Raw genomic sequence first — 18727 nt, 5'->3', positions numbered from 1 at the left:
ACCACATTTAGATAGAGCATTTCACACGTCAAGATCGATCTCTAATTTCTTGACTAAAACACGCCTTATTGCTTCCGTATTCAATGGCGTATCAACACGATAGAAGGCTTTCCAAGCCTCCCAATATAAAATTTCCGGAGCAGGATGAACCCAGCGTTCGCACTCGTTTTTGGCCTTTTCCATCAAGCTATCCACTGCTTTTCGATAATCATCCGGTACTGACTTGCCACATGTGTAATGCCAAAGGTGATAGTACTCCTTCTTGAGTTCACATAAATCCTCAATCAACTTCGCGAGGATCCGATGCTGTTCGGCTATCGTCGGCATTGATACATCTTCCTATTAGTGGCTACACACGGAAAGTGTAGACGACTCTTAGCTATACATACATCAACATATACACCAAAGATCTGATATCAGCCAGGCCTTACCAATGGAATGGCAGGTCAATCTACATTGCATAAGCAGCCTAAGCTAGTTCAAGAGGCGCCAGGGCAAGCGCAACCTAGCTTCCCCGGAAGCCTTGAAATGCATCAGTGAATACCAACCGATTTTGCGTTCAAAAGTCGCGATCACGTAGAAACTGCCGCTTGTGGTATGCAGCACCCAGAATCCACTTTCTTTGTAAAGGTGGATTACACCGGACGTGCGAATAGTCACTCCCTCTTTGAAGAATTTTCGAGTTCCTTGATGGCGGTGCACACAGCCAATGGCTGATCTTATGAAGATATGAACATCTGTCAGATATCCAGTCACTCGCCAAGAGAAATGGGTGTTTTGTGCTTTGAGCAGGCGTAGCCTGGTGCGTCTTGATAGTTCGCTCATTGACATCAAAAAATGCGCCCAAGGGTCTCAAGAGAAGCTCTTATTCTGACGCCATCGCCGATCAGGATGTAAATCGAATTTAGTGTCTGGAAGATGAACCCGTCTTCGAATTTATGAAGATAGCTTGTGCGCACAAAGTCACCAACATCCCATCTGCGCTGACTATCGTAAATCACGGTATGGGCGTAGATGACGACTGGGTGCCGGTTGGTTCTAGTCAACTCGCTGCGTTGCTCTGGTGTTACATCTAAGTCGATCCAGCGCCAATTGGAGACTAGGCAGTACTCTGAGTATGGGTAGCGTTCGCGGACGATCCTTACAGCCGCATCCTGACTGACCTGTGCCCCTGGCATTGGTGAGCCAGGGCCGACAAGTAACTCAGCCACCTCATTTAACTGTTTCATCGCTTAGCCTCCGTAATACCGGCGTGCTGGAGGCTTCGCCGTATAGAGCACCACATCAGAGCCTAACTGTACTTGACTGGCCATGAGTTTTATGGGGCCGCCAAATTGATAGCAATTGAACTTGGTGTGCACGAGATGGAATATTTCGCCTCGCTTGGTTCGCTGCTCGATCAGTTTTAATACATCAGCAACTGCAATTCCCTTGTTGTCGGGAAAATCGCAGCTTACGACCGCTTGAAAGCTTCGGATGAATAACCCTTCTCCTGGTTCTTTGAGCGTCCGCTTAATGATCTCGGGATCATTTGTAGCTATTGTATTTACAACACCATTGGTTTCGGTACTGGCCAGCGTAATGCTCATCCAGCGCTCGCTGCCTTTCTTATTGAGGCACCACAGTCCTGCACTTTCTGACTTGAACTCAAAGTCGATATGTCCGGCTTGATCAGCCATGGTGTTCCTCCGCTTAAAATATCTGTTCAGTCGCTATGCCGCCGTGGAGGCGGGGTGTCATTCAGGGCGGCAGGAGCAGAAGCTGGGCATCGCTCTTTGCGGACTCGGTTGGGGGGCCGCTGGCTGCAATCACGCCTGCTTGGCTGGTGCCAAGGATTTCAATTGGCATTTATTGACGGGGGTTTCTGATAAGATCTTGCGACACATCATTAGTTTATTCGCTAACGATGTGTCGCGTCAAAATTGGTTTGATGCTCGTTTTTGAGCGCGAAGAAAATGAGGTTTGAAAAGGTTTTGGGGCAGGTGCTGCGGGATGCCAGGCTCCAAGCTGGTCTGACACGCATTGAGTGCGGTGAAGTCCTTCATATTTCAAATCTGAGCCAGATCGAAAACGGCCAAACGCTTCCTCGCATCGATACGCTTGCCGCTCTCTGCAAGGTGCTCGGTGTCGCGCCCAGCGATGTTCTGCTGGTTGTCGAAGCGCGTTGCTCTGGTCTCGACGTTGAAGAACAGATAGTGCTGAGTAATAAAAGGCTTAGGGCGTTGCTGAGTGCGGGGCGGTTTGAGGCAGTTGTTCAAGAGGATGCGCTTCGGGGAATTCGAGGGCGGAAGGCAGACAGTACTCGTGACTCCGTGAAGCGCATGCAGGGTGAAGGTCTACAAAAAGACGAGATCGCTCGTAGGCTAGGGGTGACACTCAGGACTGTTCAGAGGTACTGGGCTAGAGGGTAAGCTAGGATCCCCGCGCACTGGTCGTGTAGTCGCTCATGCAAGGTCAAGATCCATGGCTGCCGTCAGAGCCTCTTCTCGCTTGATGTATTTCTCCTTGCTGATTTTCCCTCTTTTGAAATCTTCTAAGAGCTGTTTTCTCCGGCGCTGGTAGGTTTCATAAGTCCTGGCAACTTGGACGTTATGGATGACCTGTTCGTACTTGGATTTTTCCCTAAAGGCGGCGTCCACATAGTTAAGCAAACTCTCAAGCGTTGCGTGGCCGCTCAAGGCCATGGCGCGCTCGGCCAACATCTTGTTTGTCATTAGTGTTTGCCTGAATGAGTCGGGGCTCAGGGCCTGTGTTTCAGCAATGAGCTTAGCCACAATATTGGTGCAGAAAGCATGCCTGAAGAGGTGCGAGCAGGCTTGTTCCTCGATGCCCGCTGCACGTCGAATTAACGAAAACTCGGTCGTCACGGTATCTATCCCCAATGGGCGTCCGCCTCGCTCTGTCACTAGTAGAAGACCGTGGTCTGGAGCGTCCTTGAATCGCTTCATGATGGTGCGGCGGTCGCCGCGAATATAGTTCAGGAGGTCTTCTATCATTGGTGGGCTAAGCTCAAGCTCACGCGTCAGCCCAGTCCCGCCTCTTTTCAAAGTGGAAAGTTGAATTATTGGCTTTTTAATTTTGCTAGCAGCGAAAACTTGTGAAACAGTAATCGCCTGAATCTCGGCTCGACGGCCACCCAGTTCCTCGAACAAGGAAATCATCAGATGTCGGCGATTGCATAAAAATTCCGATGTGGACATTTCATCAACAGCGTTGTGCAACTTTGCGATGGTGGCTTCGCCAATAGGTCTGCGAGTCTTTTTGGCACTGGCCGTCCTGAAAGACCTGTGGTGAACGCTGGAGCGTTTGATGGCTTTTCCATTTCTGTAGAAAACTGAGTCCACCATCTCAATAGAAATGGTTCCACCTATTCCAACGAAATTATGAATTCCATTCATCTCTCCCACATGTGAGAGAAAGTTTAAACATCTTCTGCCTATACTGGTAATTGTGCGCTCAGTTCTTTTTAGCTGAGTTGGATTGTTTGGTTTTGTCTGTTTGCGGAGTCCGTCGATGAAGTCGCAAAAATCGTCGTCGGAAAGGGCTATGAAGTTGATTTTGTTATAGTAACAGAATCTAATCAGGTGACTGATCTGCCCGGCGTATTCACCAAAGGTACCCCCTTTGGTTCCAAATCTTGATGGGCCATTGCCGCCACGGCTTGGTTGCATGCGTGTCTTGATCATGTAGGCGTTGGCCTGCAAACAAGGCGAGCCATCAGGCCAAGTCATGAATGGCATATTGCTGCCATCAAGCGTATGCAGTTTATCGTGCGATAAATAGTCGTATAGTCGCAGTCTCGGGATTGGAGTGAACAATTGAGATGCTTCGGGGTACTCAATGATTCGCTTTGCCATTTGGCACCAACTGCAAATGATTTTTCATGGATAGAACGGTCACGTCATCAAAGGGGGCAGGGTTTAACCCTAATATCTTGATGATTCTGTTGATTGCGTCGTTAATTCTCTTTTGTCGCAATCCCGTATTCGTGGTGTCAGAGATCGTGATCAAGTCTTTCCGGTTAATCTCCAGTGCCTGTATTAAAACCATATTTACCGCTTGGAGTGTGGAAATCGAAGCCTTGAGTTCCTCGACCTGATCCTCCAGTGCAGAGCGAGTACGTTTATTTGGAGGCGTCAGTTCCTTGCTGAGTTTGCTTATAGCATTCTGTGCATGTGCTCGCAATTTTTCTAAGTGCTGAAAATCTTTGTTAGGCTCATTGTCGGCGAGCCTTTTCTTTAGGGTGTTAAGGCTTATGGGGTGGATTGTGAAGCTTTCATCCTGTATGAAGAACTCAATGTCCAAAGAGCATAAGCCACCTTGGCTCTTCAGTGCGTTCAGAACTTTTTCGTTGTCAGTATAGTCGCCTGGTGATTGCCCTATATCTACTAGTAATTTGAAGATGTTCGATATGGATTGATCAATCAGCTCGCGCTTGGGTAATGGGCTCATTTTATTCTCAGCTAACAATGAATAGAACTTGCATGGATTTACCATTTTCATCGTTGAAGAATTGTGGCTCAATCCGAGCTTTCCCTTCTTCAAGCATCGCCGAAAGGTAGTCTTCGATTTTTTGCTCGTCGACCAAGGAGAATTTGGTGGTGCTGAATTCCGCAAACAGCAGATCCTGCAAATTCTGGTAATTGTCTAACCGTTCGTGTTTGGCGAGGTCAGCAAAATAGCGGGCGCCCGCGCCCCTGAGATCTTTGGGCTCTAGGCACTCGGTCAAGTAGTGCCAAACGTGTTCAATGTCGCGGTGTCCGAGCATCCAGCGAAGGGTATCCAACTCGCCGAAGCTATTGGTGTAGAAAAACATAATGGCAAAAAAGCGGCGCAGTTGGTGCTGGCGTACGTAGTAGCGTTCCCCGTCAGCAGTGATATCGCTTTCGAAGTAGTCGCAGGCGAAGTCCAGATGGCGGTTGTACAGGTGAAGCGAGCAGTCCTGTAATCCTTTGTGCCCCAGCGACGATGGGGTCGCGAAGAGGCTGGTCAGATCGTCGATAACCCGGAGACGCTTGAGCAGCTTTTGAAAGCGGCGAAGCTCCTCGATCATTTCCACGGCAATGGCGTCAATAGGCCGAGATTCACGCTGCCGCATTCCCAAGGCGTCGCGGGTGGATTTCTCCAAGTTGAAGACGAGCCATGATTTGCTTTTGTCCAAGCAGTTCGCAGCGTCCAGAGTGACCAACTCGTCAATGCGTCGCGCCATGATCATCCCAACGACCATCTGTATGCTGCCCAGGTAGACGTATACCAGCTCAAGCAGTCCGTGGTTGGCGCGCAGGTGCTGGAAGTACTGCTCCCGGCTGCCTTTTCGAGGAGATTTATTATTGGTGCTGCGGTTGCTGGATAGGCCTAACTCTTTGACGCCAAAGTTAGCGAGCTCCGGGCCGATAATTCTCAAAAAGTCCTCTTTGGATTGTTGGGTCATTGAGATATTCTGAGCGTGACTACGCGCTGCCACCCTGATGAAACCGTTCAGGATCTTCCTCCCATGTTCGACATGGAATTCCACACTGCGGCGGAATAGCTTCAACAGGTTGTCTGACGGCACGCTTCTGAATCGGGAGGATTCGTTGAGTTTTGGAATGTACTCTGTGATGGTGTTGGTATCTGCGGGGGCGGATAACCCTAACGTATTGAGTGCCGCGCTATTCACGAGCGCGTACCGATAGTAATAGTACACGGTGTCTTGGAGGATATCAGACTCGCCTGTGGTGACTCTGACCCCTGGATACTCGCGCTTGTAGTTGATTTCGTTGGGGTAGAAATTAAGTACTTCGAGAGCCGATTTTGGCGTTTGTCGCCCACGCAACGTGTCTGAGTAGATGCGCTCCGAAAGTGCTTTTGTGCTTACCTTGTAGCCATTGCTACTATTCCCGTAGTACAGATTAGCCTTCATGAGTGCCGCACGAATCCTCGGGATATCAGCCACGGTGATATCGAGTTTGAGATTCTCACACTCATCGTCGCTCACCTCCAACATACTTGGATACTTGGCAAAGATTATCTCGGCCTCGTTATCGCTGAGATTGCACAGCTGAGCATTGCAGAACGCCGATGAGCGTTCAGGCCATGCATAAACGGAGTCTTCAGCCCATGAAGTAGAGGCAAGATGGTTGAGAATTCCTTTCAAATCATCGGCGCTCAAGGCGCCAAGGCCGAACTTGATAAGGCCAAGCCTTCTTGAGTGTATCAACAGGTAGTCAATGAGTCTTAACGTGCATGACAGACGCATGTTTTGGGTCACGGGTGCGCGCGTGGAAAACTCTTCATTGACTCCGTTCGCACCAATTATGAGCAGGTGTTGCAACGACCGTAATAATTTTTCGTTCTTGGCCTCAGTCAATAGACTGCCATCCCCAAGATGTACCGTCCAATCGAGTTCTATGGGTTTTTTTTGGTTGGCCTGAATTGCCCAGCGATGCTTATAGAAGTCACTTAGCAGCCAGGGTGCTGACGTATGAGGCGCTAGTTTTGTTATCACAAAGTCATCGAGAAATTCATACCCGGTGCTGGATTCACGCCCAGTGAGCAGGGACATAGATCAATGCCTCCATCTTTTTCGCATCAACTAGTTTCAGCGCAGCATCTAGGTGTTGCTTCAGCAGGCGGTTATAGCCGCTTGTGATTTCAGATTTAATTTTGTCTGCAAATGACGCCCAGTATTCCGCTTTGCCGCATACGCGGGCCCGATCAGTGGAGGTTTTGACTGCTGCTTCAAGTGAGAGCAAAGAAGCCAGGAACGGCACGCCGATAGAAAAAACAGCCTCACTAGCCTCGGTAATTGCCCGGCGTTCTGTGCGCTCAGGATCGGAAGCTTGGTACGGAATTTCTTTAATTCGGTGGTTATCCAGAAAGGCATCCAGTTCATCCATGGTGTTGAATCGGGTCACTCGGAGGAGATGGGGACTATCCTTCATGGCTTCACAGACGAGAGCTTTCTGAAAGATCCGGATCCACCGAGCTTTGATGAATGCCAATAGCGCGTCCGGTAGGTAGTGGCTGAGCAGATCTGGGTAATAGTGCTCATGGCCGAGGGCCTTAGACATGGCTTCGCTACTTTTACTATGAATAAAGATTTCTACAGCCCTAGATGCCCGGATCTTGGTTAATCGTACTCGTTTGATGAATTCGACCAGCTCGGTAACCGGCAGGTCGCTGTGAGGCTTGAATTGTGTGATCAGTTGTTCGCGTAAGCTAGAATTGTTACGAAAGGTATGTTCGTTCCAGATGGTTACATCGGCCTGATTGAAGTGGAAGGCTTTCCCTGAAGTGATAAATAGGTAGCGATAGCTGTCTTTCCCTTGCGCGCGTAGCTTTCCCCGTCCAGAGCTAGTGATCTCGATAATATCCTTCACTATGTTGAAAGAAGTGTCATTGAGCTCGATGACCTGCTCCCGAACATCTGGCTTCTTGCGGTCTTTGTATCCAGTTAGTAGGCGCTTCTCTTCGTTAAATCCCACCAATTGACCTTGCTGATTGTAAAGCTCGAAGCTCTTTAGAAACTCGGTCGTGATTTCAGGATGCTCAAGCACTAACAGGCACTGAAGCGGGAACAGACTTCCTGTAACGGGTAACCCGTAAATGTTGGCAAGATCTGCGGCATCGCAGTTTTCGCCGGTGAGCCGGTTATAAATCTTACAAAGGAAACTTGATGGTACCTTAGAGTCGGCGGCCTCCAGTGTCGCGCAGATGTCAGCCAGTGTGTACCGATTTACGATTCCCCGGCCTTGGTGCTCGATGATCGGGGTGCCGCTCTGAGCGAGCAAGACACGACGGCCCTGTCGGGATTTCAGGTCTGCAACCTGGTGGCTTGCCCAGTTACGAACTGTGGCAAGATCATTTTTGATGTGGAAAAACAGTACGTCAACGGCTTCTGAATCGGTTACGTAAAGGGGAATGCTCGTAAGTAGCTTTTCTTGGACAAACAGTCCGCCTTCGCGCTCTTCTAGTTTGGTTTCAGATCCATGCTTGGTTGACGGTGGTGGCCGCTTGATTGGTGAGGTTAGCTTTGCCCATACCCCAGTTTTGCATAGGCACTTCTCAATCGACGTTATAAATCGGCCCCAGTTTTTGATTTGTGATTTTGCATCCTTCTGGGCTTCCTTTGCTTCTCTGAAGTAAGCAACTGTAAAGGCCTGTATGAAACTTTTCACGCCTGCCTCGGTTTTGAAGGTGCTCCGGGGCCACATGGTGTGGTACTCACCGAGATAGTCGAACATGTAGTTCCATTCAACGCGAAATGCGGCAGGTCGACCACGGAAGTACCTTTCAATTTCTGCGAAGATGGCCTCTACAAATACCCGCCCATAAGGGGCTACGAGCTGGGCGAGCCGCACGTACACACCAGTTTCGTCCGGGCGCAGGATTGACCAACCTTTCCAGTACCAACGTTTGTACTCATTAGCCGAAGCAATCTTCGCGCACACGCTTGCATCTGGTTTGAACAGGGAGAAGTTCCAGGAAAAAACGTGAGCTTCAGGAAGCTGCGCTAGAGCCGTAGTGAGCGATTGATAGAGGCAACGGCATAAGGTTTCACGCTTTTTTTCTGGAAGCTCCACTAGGGCATTGCCTGCCATCGCGGAGGAAAATCCACGCAAGATTCCCTCGATACAGGGGCTTCTGACCGTGTCCATGGTGATCCGTTGGCCGGTAATGTCACAGTAGGCCTCCAACAGTTGTATGGACGCGTGGACGCTGTATTTTCTGAGACCGAAGTTTTTTTGGTGGTCGGCTGCCCCTTGGATAATCAGATTCGCCAACTCTGGGTCGATTGCAGCCAAAGGGTGATAGCGGATAGCTTGGGTTTTTTTGATAATTGTCATTTTTCTTTCGCTTCCATTGGCGTCTGAATCAATCGTTTCAGAGCTGTTTAGAAGATAATGACAATGTTCTCAAAATAGTCAAAGCAAAGAGCTGGGCTTCGAGCTGACCCTGAACTTCAAGGCCGACCTGAGCGACCAGACCCTCGACGCTTTCGTCGATCAGTTCCTCGATCAGGCTATTGCCGGCAATGGCCTGGACTACGTAGGTGGTGAGGACTACGGTCTGGTCTGCCTGGCCAAGCGTGGCTCGGTCAACGAGGAGCAGCGCGCCGCCGTCGAAGCCTGGCTGAAGGGCCGTGACGAGCTGCAGAACTACGAGATCAGCCCGCTGCTGGACGTCTGGTATCCGGAAAATCCGATCAACCAGGCCTGATAGCTATTCGGCGCCGGGTTCTCCGGCGCCGCTTGCCTGGACAGGCTTTCGGCCAACTCAGGCGACTACCAGGTTGTAGGAGCGAGCTCTGCTCGCGAACCGAGGCGTTGTAAGGCCTATCGAGCGCAGTTGCTCCTACAGAACTCCCGCCTTTTCCAGTATTGCCTGCTCGTCCACCTCGTCGATCTGCTCGGGCTGCATGAAGCGCTCGGCATAACGCCGATGTATGCCGCTGCGGATGAAAAGGGCGAACAGCTCGGGGTCGATGTGCGCCCCTTTGCACATGCCAACCATGATGTTCAGCGCTTCCGACAGCGTCTTGCCCTTCTTGTAGGGGCGGTCCACCGCTGTCAGAGCTTCGAAGATATCGGCGATCGCCATCATTCTTGCCGGCAGGCTCATCTGCTCGCGCGTCAGGCGCTTGGGGTAACCCGTGCCGTCCATTTTCTCGTGGTGCCCGCCGGCGATTTCGGTGACGCTCTGCAGGTGTTTGGGGAAGGGCAGGCGGTCGAGCATCAGGATGGTCTGCACGATGTGGTGGTTGATGATGTAGCGCTCCTCGGTGGTCAGCGTGCCGCGCGTGATGCTCAGGTTGTGCAGTTCGCCCCTGTTGAATTTGTGTTGCGGCACGTCCAGTTTGAAGCCCCAGCGGTTGTCCGTCGCGATCAGCTCCTGAGCCGGTCGCTCGATCAGGTGATCGAGACGATCAGCCAGCAGCGCCTCTTCCACCGGCAGACCGGCCGGCGCAGAGCGCTCCAGGCGTTTGGCTTCCTCCCAGGACACCCCCAGCCGGTTATCCAGAGTACGCAGCCAGCGGCGTTCGGCTATCTGCTCGAGGCGCGCCTGGTCGGCCTCGGCCATGGCCTCGCCACCCTGGTTGATGCGCGCGATGAAGGCGAATTCTTCATCCAGATCGCTCAGCAACTGATCGCGTTGTGCGGCCAGTGCTGCTTCGTCGCCGCCTTCGGCGCGGCCACGCCAGTAGGCGATCCAGGCATCGCGCTTGAGCACCTCGAAGCGCATGCGCACCTCGTGAATGCGGTCATACAGGGTTTCCAGCTTGGTCGCCTTGTCCACCACGTATTCGGGGGTGGTGACCTTGCCGCAATCGTGCAGCCAGGCGGCGATATGCAAGGCCTCCCATTCCTCGTCGCTGGGGGCGTAGTCAATAAACTCCGGGGCCTCACTCTCGGCGGCGGCTCGCGCCAGCATCAATGTGAGCTCCGGCACTCGCTGACAGTGGCCGCCTGTATAGGGGCTCTTGGCGTCGATGGCGCCGGCGATCAGCTGGATGAAGGCATCGAGCAACTGCTTTTGTCTGGCCAGCAGGCGCTGACTTTCGATGCACAGAGCTGCGCTGCCCGAGACCGCTTCGACGAAGGCCACGCGGTCCGGGCTGAGCATGCTTTCGCTGTCCTCGCCATTATCACGTTGCAGCAGCACCAGCACACCCACGGTGTCGCCCTGACGGTTGTGCAGGCCGGTGGCGATCAGATGCAGGCGCGGACTGTCCATCGCCGATAGCAACCCTTGAAACTTGCCTGCCTGATCGAAGCCGATGGAGGTGGCGATGCTCTCGCCGCCGCTGGCCGGGCGTTGCAGCCAGGTGGGCAGGCTCGGGTCGTCGTGGGTCAGGGCGTGAAGGTCGAGTTCGGCGAGGCTGCGGCTCTGACCGTCGATCACCAGTCCCTGGGGCTCCAGCCGTCCGCTGTCGTTGTCGAGCAGATAGAGCAGCCCGCCCTGGGCATCGCTGATCGATACTGTGGCGTCCATCACCCGTTTGATCAGCGCGTCGAAATGGGTTTCCGCGGAAAGGCTGGCAGCGATATCGAGGAAGCTCGACAGGGTATCCTTCATGCTCCCCATCGATACCGCCAACTGGTCGACTTCGAGAATCGGTGAGCGGCCGCTGGCCGGGTAACTGAAGTTGAAGCGACGGATCGCCTGCGCTTCCTGCACCAGGCTGCGCAGGGGTTTGACCACCAGGCGCGAGGTCAGCCAGCCCAGCGGCAGGCACAGCAGCAGCGTGGTCAGGGTGATCAGGGCGCCCTGCCAGCGGATGCGATAGGCCTCGGCCAACAACTCCTGCTCGGGCACCAGCAGCGCCAGGTGAAGCCCTTGTGGGCCGCCTTCCTGAATGTGCCGGTGGGCCATGGCCCAGCGCTGCCTGGCCAGTTCGATGATGCCCTCGTCCTGTTCGTTGAGGTTCCCGGACAGCAGCTCACCTAACGCCGGGTTGAGCTCGCTGACCTTGACCAGCGACACCTTGCCGTCGACCTCCTTTAGCAGACGGTTGCTCTCGGGATAGGCCACCGCGTTACCGTCGCCGTCGGCAAGCACCACCTGGCTGTTGGGCGTGACGCGGTGAGTCGCCAGCGTAGCCGAAAGGTCGTCGAGGGTGAGGTCGGCGCCGAGTACGGTGGTCAGGCCGCTGCGTCTGGCCAGGGTGGTGCCGATTTCCTGAGTGGAGAAAAACAGATAGGGCGCTGTGGTGATTTGCCCGCCATCGTCGCGGGCGCGCTTGAACCACTCGCGCCGTCTTGGATCGTAGGGCTCGCTGAGATTCTGGCGGCGGGTCAGCGGGTTCAGCGAGCCGTCATAGAACAGGTAGTCGCTCTCGGTTCCCGTGCTACTGCGGTCGATGGCCCAGACTTGATAGGCGGCCTTGTCCGGTGCGTTGAAGCGCTGCTTGAGCATTTCGCTGCGCAGCGGTCTGACCATGAAGAAATCACCATCTTCGTAGCCGAGGTAGATCGAGGCCAGCTTGGGATTGTCGCGCAGTGCCTGGGCGAACAGCGGCAGCATTTTCAGGCGTTCATCGAGTGTGTCGGCCTGGGTAGCCGGATGCAGCGCCAGCAGGCTGAGCAGGTGGCGGATGGGCCGGTAGGTGCTGTCCAGGTCGCGCTCTACGTCGTGCTGGATGCGCTCGAAGAGGGTCGAACTGCTGGAGAAGATCAGCCGGCTGGTCTGCTTGTAGTTGAACAAACCCAGCACGACACCGGTGAACAGCAGCAGAAGTGTGAACAGGACACTGATATGGACATGCAGGGGGAAACGGCGTTCACGCGCTACGGCGGGCTTTAGCATCGCACTTCACTCCTTGGGCGCTGCGTGCTTGCACAGCATAGTGAAGAGTGGGCGAATCTGCCGGAACGTTATAAGGGCTGCTGCGAACCGTCCTCGGTTTTGTCTGGCTTTCTCAGCTGCAGGCGCAGGCCATGTACCAGCAGCGCCACCGTCAGGGTCAGGGCGACACCGATTAGCGCGTTGAGCAGGCGTACCTCGGCCAGGTGCCAGTCCTGTGACAGGCTTTCGGCCAGAAGCACGAAGCACAGGCTGGTCTGCAGTACGAACAGGCCGTAGTGATTGGCCTGCAGCGCGCGGCTGAGGATGACCAGCACCAGCAGGGTCATCACCATCATCGGCGGACTTTGCAAGCTATGACCGAAGAGGATCAGCAGGCCGGCGGCGGCGAGACTGGCAAGGCTGGCTTGCAGCGCCCGTACCAGGCTGCCGCGGAACTCCAGCTGCAATGTGCTGATCACGGTGAGCGTCAGCCAGTAACCACGCGACAGACCAGCCAGGTTGACGATCAGACCGGAGGCGGCGAAGGCCAGCATGCAGGCCAGCGCATGCAGGCGCCATTGCTGGCGTGGCAGGCGCTGCGCGTGACGCTTGAGCACCTTGAGAATGGCGAGAAAGCGCGGCATGTACGGCCACATACGCAGGCCATGCAGGCCGCGCAGGCCGAAGGCGAGCAACATCACCCACAGCCCGCCGAGGATGAAAAGCATGGCCACTGCGTAGGGGTTGTGCAGATTGCCAATGCCGAATTGTCCCTGGCCAAGGCACAGGCAGATGCACAGGCCGATGCCCAGCTTGCCGGCCTCGCTGCCGAAACGCTGCAGCCAGGCCAGCAGCAGGCCGAAGGCGGCAAAAATACCCAGGCTGACCAGCGGGTGACTTCCGGCCCAGAACCCCAGGCCGGCGCTGCAGGCACCGAGACCGGTGAGCAGCAGCATGCGCAACATGCCGAAGCGGTGCAGTGGATTGGCCTGCGCGGCCTGGAAGGCGCCGGCCGAGGCCCAGAGGAAACCACTATGGGCAGTGAACAGACCGAGCAGCAGCGGCAAGGCACAACCCAGCCCGGCGACCACCGCCGGGCCCCAAGCCGGCGGGCCTGCATGCCAGGTGAAACTGTTGCGAATCAGGTTCTTCATGTGTCGTCAGACCGGGCTCGAGCGGCCGGTCATTTCCCTCGCCATCTCCGTAGCGTAGCTGTCGGTCATGCCGGCGATGAAATCGATCACGCGCATGAACGAGCGGTACAGTGGCCAGCCCGGCTCCGGCGCGTAGTAGCTGAGTAGATCGAGAATGCGCCGGTGCTTGAAGGACAGCGTGCGCCCGCTGTGCTGTTCCAGCGCCGCGCCGCAGAAGGCATTGAGAAGGATTTCCAGCGTGGTGTAGGCGCCGATCTCATGCAGCGTCTTGCGCTTGTCGTGGAAGATCTTCTCCCGCGCCAGAGACTTCGCGCTCTGCACGCAGCGCTTGGCCGCGCCGTGCATGTGTTCCACCAGATCGCCCTGCAGGTCGCCGCCAAGCAGTGCCTGCTGCTGCTCGACGAAGGCACCGGCCGCAGCATTGGTCAGGTGCTCGATGGCCTTGCCGCGCAGGATCGCCAGTTTGCGCCGGCGCGAGTCCTTGGGACCTAGCTGGCGATAGGTCTCCGGCAGATCGTCGCCGACCAGGTCGAGCAGCAGCGTCTCGACTTCGGTGTAGTCGAGCAGCTCCATCTCCACGCCGTCTTCCAGGTCGATCAGGCCGTAGCAGATGTCATCCGCCGCCTCCATCAGGTAGACCAGCGGGTGGCGTGCCCAGCGCTGGGGCTCCAGTTGCGGCAGTTCGAGCTTGGCGGCGATTTGCTCGAGCAGCGGCAGTTCGCTCTGGTAGCAGCCGAACTTGTGTTTCTTGTAGCCCTGGGCGTCGGCATGACGGGCCGTCCAGGGGTACTTTAGATAGGTGCCGAGGGTGGCGTAGGTCAGGCGCGTGCCGCCGTCGAACTGGTGGTATTCGAGTTGAGTGAGGACGCGAAAGCCCTGGGCGTTGCCTTCGAAATTAAGAAAGTCGGCGCGTTCGGCATCGCTCATCGCATCCAGCCAGCCGCGCCCGGCGGCCTGCTGGAACCAGTGGCGAATGGCGTCCTCGCCGGAATGGCCGAACGGCGGATTGCCGATATCATGGGCCAGGCAGGCGGACTGTACGACCATGCCCAGATCGCTGGGTGTGCACCAGTCCGGCAGTTCGTCACGCAGCATCTCGCCGACGCGCATGGCCAGGGAGCGGCCTACGCAGCTGACCTCCAGCGAGTGGGTCAGGCGGGTATGGATATGGTCGTTGCTGGAAACCGGATGCACCTGCGTCTTGCGTCCCAGGCGTCGGAAGGCGCCGGAGAAGATGATGCGGTCATGATCCTTATGAAAGGGACTGCGTCCGAGCTCTGCCGAGCTGGGAGCGGGTTTGCCGAGACGTTCGCGGGTGAGCAGGGTGTGCCAATCCAAGGCCTATCCTCGCCAGGTTGATCCAGACCCCTAGCTTGGTTGTTCGTGCCGCTGCCTGCAACCCCGTGTTGGCTACAGACCGGCGGCGTCGATGTCTACCAGGAGCAGCCGGCGACCGTGATCGATGAACTGACCCGCTGTCAGGCAGTACTGGTTGGTGGTGGCGTCACGATAGGTGGTGGAGAGCGTCAGGCGCCGCTCTTCCCAGCCTTCGGCCAGCAGTTGATAGAAGTAGGGGCGCCATGACCAGTTGTGGCCCAGGTAGCGGTCATCGGCGTGCCAGGCCTGTTGGCGCCACTCCAGATTCGGCGTCAGCTGAGTGCCGTGGCGATCGCACTGATAGGTGCGCAGCAGCCAGGGATAACTGTCCGGCGCGCGCAGGCCGCTAGTAGGGGCGCCGCTCTCCGCCCAGGGCCGCAGTTCGGCCATCAGTTCGCTCAACTGCTGGCGCAGGTTGACCAGGCGTGCGCGCTCAGCGAGTTTCTGTTTCACATAACAGTCGCGCAGGCGGGCGAAGCGGCCGACGAAGGCGTCGCTGGCGAACAGCTCCCGCTCGGGCCTGGCGAAGAGAAAACCCTGCACGTAGCGCGCGCCGCACTCGAGGGCGAAGTTCAGCTCGGCTTCGGTTTCCACCCCCTCGGCGATGATCCAGCAGCCGGTCTTCTCCGCCATCTGCGCCAGGGCCTTGACCACTTCGCCGCTGGGGCCCCCACGCGCAGCTTCCTGAAACAGGCGCATGTCCAGCTTGAGGATGTCCGGCTGCAGCGCCAGCACGCGGTCGAGCTGCGAGTAGCCGGCGCCGAAGTCGTCGATCGCGATTCGCGCGCCGGCTTCGCGGTAGCGTGCGACCACATCGGACAGGCGCTGGCGGGCGCCGCCCAGTTCGGTTATTTCGAAGACGATGCGCGCGGGGTCGATACGGCTGCGCTGCAGTTGAATCAGGCTGGGAAGGGGTTGGGCAGGGCGCAACAGGCTGATCCAGCGCGGCGAAATGTTCAGGCTGAGAAACCAGTCGCCGGGGGCTTCGCCAAAGCGCTGCAGCGCATCTTCGCGGACCTGGCGGTCCAGGCGGCGCAGGGCTGCGGTGGGCGTTTTCGGATCGGCGAAGAGATGCCCGGCTGAGTGTTCCCGTCCACTGCCATCGCGCAGCCGGGCCAACGCTTCGACGCCAGCTATGCGGCCAGTGGCCGTGTCGATGAAGGGTTGGAAGACGGCGAATGGCTGTCCGTCGAGCACTGAATGTCCTTAGCTGCGAGCAGTTGGCCGCGTGAAGCGGCAGACTGCTCGACCAAGCAAGATTACGGCCACTCCTCGCAAGGGTGGCCGCATTTGCTACCTCATGGGACGGTGCCGAAGCAACGGAATGACCAGCAGTGCCAGGCGCAACAAGCTACGCATGCCCCGCTTGCGAACCAGCAATGCGGTCAGCGTCGCCGCGCCACCTGCGAGCCAGATTGGTGCAGTGCCCTGACGCAGGCGTTGTCCGTAGTCACGCGCCTGACGTAGCGGGCTGGTGAGCTGCAACGCCTCATGGCGAACTTCCTGGCGGCGCATCTCCAGGCGCATGCGCAGCACGGCCTTGCGCATTTCGCGCGGCGAAGCGCCTGGTGGCATGGTTGGAGTGGTCATGGCAACAGTTGCTCCTTGTCTCGTTGCAATTCTTCCAGCGTCGCGCTGAAAGGCGCTTCAGCGTGCCGCAGGCTCTGCACCAGCCAGGTACCGCAGGCTAGCAGGCCCGCTCCATGGAACACGCACAACCCTATGGCCACTGCCAGGCGGTGACTGTCCCAGAAGATGACCAGCAACAGAACGGACAAGCCGAACAACAGAAGCAGAGCAAAGCTGAAGCACAGGCCCCCGAGCAGCAGAGCACGCAGTGCCTGGTTGCGCTGGTCTTCCAGTTCATGGGCCAGCAGCGCGATATGGCCTTGCAAAAGGCCGAGCAGCGCTGCTCCCAGACGACGGGCTGAAGAGTCCTTGGACATGGGCGCTGTCAACGACGGCTCATCATAAGGCCGAACACCAGGCCGACAGCGGCTGCCAAGCCGACAGCCTGCCATGGATGCTTGTGAACGTACTCTTCGGTGGCGTCGACGGCGACCTTGCCCTGCTGGCGTAAGCTGGCTTCGGCATCATGCAGGGTTTCGCGGGCGCGACTCAGGCTGCTGCGAATATCGTCGCGCAGGGCTTCGGCCTGTTCGCCGGCCAGGCTGGCCGAGTGTTGCAGGAGCTTCTCGGTGTCGCTGACCAGAGCCTGGAATTCATCCAGCAAGGCGTCCTTGGTGCTTGAAGTAGCGGCTTTGTTTGGCATGGCGAGCAGTCCTCTGCGTTGGGTATGTATGGTTTACGAGTGCACTGCGGCGCAAGGGTTCCGAAAGAATAGTCGCTGAGTGACCGGTTCGGCATTTGGTATAGCGATTGCTATTTGCTGGTGCGCGAAGGCCGGGAAATGCCCTGCGATGGGGCTTTTCGGGTGCGGCTCAGGATGGTCCATTTCGCGTATAACCACTTGATTAACAAGAGATTAGTACCGATCAGAGGATTTTCGGTGGCGCTGTTTTAGGGCCGCCCGAAAGCACTTTTCGAGGGCGCACGCGGTGGCTTGGCTGCATTGTGGTGCGCATTTTCGATGGTGTGCCTTGGTTTGGTGCCTTTTCTTCTGCCTCCGGAGTTTTCTTCCTCGATGGAAAACATCAACAGCGCCGTGGCCACGCTGATCCACGGTTCCAATACCCTGTTCATCCTGCTGGGTGCGATCATGGTCCTGGCCATGCATGCCGGTTTTGCCTTCCTCGAAGTGGGCACGGTACGGCAGAAGAATCAGGTCAATGCGCTATCGAAAATCCTCTCGGACTTCGCCATTTCCGCGCTGGCGTATTTCTTCATTGGTTACTGGATCGCCTATGGCATCAGTTTTCTCGAGCCGGCCGCGGTGCTGACCGAAAACCACGGCTATGGCCTGGTGAAGTTCTTCTTTCTGCTGACCTTCGCCGCTGCGATTCCGGCGATCATCTCCGGCGGCATAGCCGAGCGCGCAAAGTTCGGCCCGCAGCTGTGCGCCACGGTGTTGATCGTGGCGTTCGTCTATCCGTTCTTCGAGGGCATGATCTGGAATGGCAACTACGGACTGCAGGCCTGGCTGGAGGCGCGTTTCGGCGCCGGCTTCCATGACTTCGCGGGATCGGTGGTGGTGCATGCGATGGGCGGCTGGCTGGCATTCGGCGCGGTGCTGTTGCTCGGTCGCCGCAATGGCCGTTACCGCGACGGCAAGCTGGTGGCCATGGCACCCTCGAACATCCCGTTCCTGGCGCTGGGCTCGTGGATCCTGATCATCGGCTGGTTCGGCTTCAACGTGATGAGTGCGCAGACGCTCGAAGGCGTCAGCGGGCTGGTGGCGGTCAACTCGCTGATGGCCATGGTCGGCGGCACCGTCGCCGCGCTGCTGGTTGGGCGTAACGACCCGGGCTTCCTGCACAACGGCCCGCTCGCCGGCCTGGTAGCGGTCTGCGCAGGTTCGGACCTCATGCATCCGATTGGCGCCCTGGTCACCGGTGCGATCGCCGGCGCGTTGTTCGTCTGGGCCTTCACCGCGACTCAGGTGAAGTGGAAGATCGACGACGTGCTCGGCGTCTGGCCGTTGCATGGTCTGTGTGGCGTTTGGGGCGGTATCGCCTGCGGCATCTTCGGCCTCGAAGCCTTCGGTGGCCTGGGTGGCGTGAGTCTGGCCAGCCAGATGATCGGCACGGCGCTGGGTGTGGTGATCGCGCTGGTCGGTGGCTTTGCGGTGTATGGCCTGCTCAAGACTTCCCTGGGCATTCGCCTGAGCCAGGAAGAGGAGTACAACGGCGCCGACCTGTCGATTCACAAGATCGGTGCGATGAGTCAGGATTGATACCTGTCGGCGCTGCCCGATCAGCGCCTTAACGGCCAATAAAAAACCGGGCATTTCAGACTGTGTGAAAATCTAG

At 56.7% G+C, this 18727-nt stretch carries 18 protein-coding genes; 4 read left to right on the top strand and 14 right to left on the bottom strand.

Features of this window, described 5'->3' with window-relative positions:
* Positions 1-21: 21 nt before the first annotated feature.
* The 3 genes from GYB81_RS18820 to GYB81_RS18810 all read right to left on the bottom strand — a co-directional run bounded on the left by GYB81_RS18820 (position 22) and on the right by GYB81_RS18810 (position 1679).
* Positions 22-327 carry a hypothetical protein gene (locus GYB81_RS18820; protein ID WP_161897923.1) on the bottom strand — a complete coding sequence of 102 codons (306 nt, stop codon included), beginning with the start codon at positions 325-327 and terminating at the stop codon, positions 22-24.
* 503 nt (positions 328-830) lie between these two features.
* Entirely contained in the window at positions 831-1229 is a 399-nt protein-coding gene (locus tag GYB81_RS18815) for a DUF6957 family protein (RefSeq protein ID WP_233787628.1), read from the bottom strand.
* Between the two features lie 3 nt (positions 1230-1232).
* Positions 1233-1679: a hypothetical protein gene (locus tag GYB81_RS18810; RefSeq protein ID WP_161897922.1), complete on the bottom strand. Its 447-nt coding sequence runs from the start codon at positions 1677-1679 to the stop codon at positions 1233-1235.
* Between GYB81_RS18810 and GYB81_RS18805 the strand changes: the two genes are divergently transcribed.
* Together GYB81_RS18805 and GYB81_RS25080 are read left to right on the top strand one after the other, a co-directional pair.
* Positions 1678-1944, top strand: coding sequence for a hypothetical protein (locus tag GYB81_RS18805; RefSeq protein WP_161897921.1), 267 nt, complete (start codon positions 1678-1680; stop codon positions 1942-1944). The two genes, GYB81_RS18810 and GYB81_RS18805, sit on opposite strands and share 2 nt — an antisense overlap.
* An 11-nt stretch (positions 1945-1955) precedes the next feature.
* A complete protein-coding gene (locus GYB81_RS25080) occupies positions 1956-2411 on the top strand; it encodes a helix-turn-helix domain-containing protein (protein WP_368854841.1) in 456 nt (151 codons plus the stop codon).
* A gap of 33 nt (positions 2412-2444) precedes the next feature.
* On the opposite strand, the gene GYB81_RS18795 is transcribed toward GYB81_RS25080, so the two are convergent.
* Genes GYB81_RS18795 through GYB81_RS18780 form a run of 4 tightly spaced genes read right to left on the bottom strand, consistent with a single transcriptional unit; the run spans position 2445 to position 8828 of the window.
* Positions 2445-3857, bottom strand: coding sequence for a tyrosine-type recombinase/integrase (locus tag GYB81_RS18795; RefSeq protein ID WP_161897919.1), 1413 nt, complete (start codon positions 3855-3857; stop codon positions 2445-2447).
* Positions 3838-4452: a hypothetical protein gene (locus GYB81_RS18790; protein WP_161897918.1), complete on the bottom strand. Its 615-nt coding sequence runs from the start codon at positions 4450-4452 to the stop codon at positions 3838-3840. The genes GYB81_RS18795 and GYB81_RS18790 overlap by 20 nt, the downstream gene beginning before the upstream one ends.
* 7 nt (positions 4453-4459) lie before the next feature.
* Positions 4460-6544 (bottom strand): integrase, encoded by a 2085-nt coding sequence (locus tag GYB81_RS18785; RefSeq protein WP_161897917.1) that lies wholly within the window; start codon positions 6542-6544, stop codon positions 4460-4462.
* Positions 6522-8828: a hypothetical protein gene (locus GYB81_RS18780; protein ID WP_161897916.1), complete on the bottom strand. Its 2307-nt coding sequence runs from the start codon at positions 8826-8828 to the stop codon at positions 6522-6524. Before GYB81_RS18780 ends, GYB81_RS18785 begins: the two co-directional genes overlap by 23 nt.
* A 91-nt stretch (positions 8829-8919) precedes the next feature.
* Here GYB81_RS18780 and GYB81_RS18775 point away from each other — a divergent pair, with 91 nt between their 5' ends.
* Entirely contained in the window at positions 8920-9201 is a 282-nt protein-coding gene (locus tag GYB81_RS18775) for a 50S ribosome-binding protein YggL (RefSeq protein WP_161897933.1), read from the top strand.
* A 135-nt stretch (positions 9202-9336) separates the two neighbouring features.
* Here the strand turns inward: GYB81_RS18775 and GYB81_RS18770 are convergent, their stop codons facing one another.
* The 7 genes from GYB81_RS18770 to GYB81_RS18740 form a co-directional block, all read right to left on the bottom strand.
* Positions 9337-12288 carry an HD domain-containing phosphohydrolase gene (locus GYB81_RS18770; RefSeq protein WP_161867661.1) on the bottom strand — a complete coding sequence of 984 codons (2952 nt, stop codon included), beginning with the start codon at positions 12286-12288 and terminating at the stop codon, positions 9337-9339.
* Between the two features lie 68 nt (positions 12289-12356).
* The gene (locus GYB81_RS18765; protein WP_161867662.1) at positions 12357-13421 is read right to left on the bottom strand and encodes an FUSC family protein; all 1065 of its coding nucleotides are present in this window, start codon (positions 13419-13421) and stop codon (positions 12357-12359) included.
* A gap of 6 nt (positions 13422-13427) precedes the next feature.
* Positions 13428-14759 carry a deoxyguanosinetriphosphate triphosphohydrolase gene (locus tag GYB81_RS18760; protein ID WP_161867663.1) on the bottom strand — a complete coding sequence of 444 codons (1332 nt, stop codon included), beginning with the start codon at positions 14757-14759 and terminating at the stop codon, positions 13428-13430.
* Positions 14760-14831: 72 nt separating this feature from the next.
* Positions 14832-15995: an EAL domain-containing protein gene (locus tag GYB81_RS18755; RefSeq protein WP_161867664.1), complete on the bottom strand. Its 1164-nt coding sequence runs from the start codon at positions 15993-15995 to the stop codon at positions 14832-14834.
* Positions 15996-16091: 96 nt separating this feature from the next.
* Complete coding sequence (locus GYB81_RS18750; protein WP_161867665.1) at positions 16092-16388, bottom strand: hypothetical protein; 297 nt, start codon at positions 16386-16388, stop codon at positions 16092-16094.
* Entirely contained in the window at positions 16385-16744 is a 360-nt protein-coding gene (locus tag GYB81_RS18745) for a phage holin family protein (RefSeq protein ID WP_161867666.1), read from the bottom strand. Before GYB81_RS18745 ends, GYB81_RS18750 begins: the two co-directional genes overlap by 4 nt.
* 8 nt (positions 16745-16752) lie before the next feature.
* Entirely contained in the window at positions 16753-17070 is a 318-nt protein-coding gene (locus GYB81_RS18740) for an ElaB/YgaM/YqjD family protein (RefSeq protein WP_161867667.1), read from the bottom strand.
* A gap of 372 nt (positions 17071-17442) precedes the next feature.
* Between GYB81_RS18740 and GYB81_RS18735 the strand changes: the two genes are divergently transcribed.
* The gene (locus tag GYB81_RS18735; RefSeq protein ID WP_161867668.1) at positions 17443-18651 is read left to right on the top strand and encodes an ammonium transporter; all 1209 of its coding nucleotides are present in this window, start codon (positions 17443-17445) and stop codon (positions 18649-18651) included.
* Positions 18652-18727: the final 76 nt, after the last annotated feature.

This window comes from Pseudomonas yangonensis, from assembly GCF_009932725.1.
GTDB lineage: Bacteria > Pseudomonadota > Gammaproteobacteria > Pseudomonadales > Pseudomonadaceae > Aquipseudomonas > Aquipseudomonas yangonensis.
The sequence above is the reverse complement of the archived record's forward strand: the minus strand, read 5'-3'. Positions and strand labels throughout refer to the sequence as shown.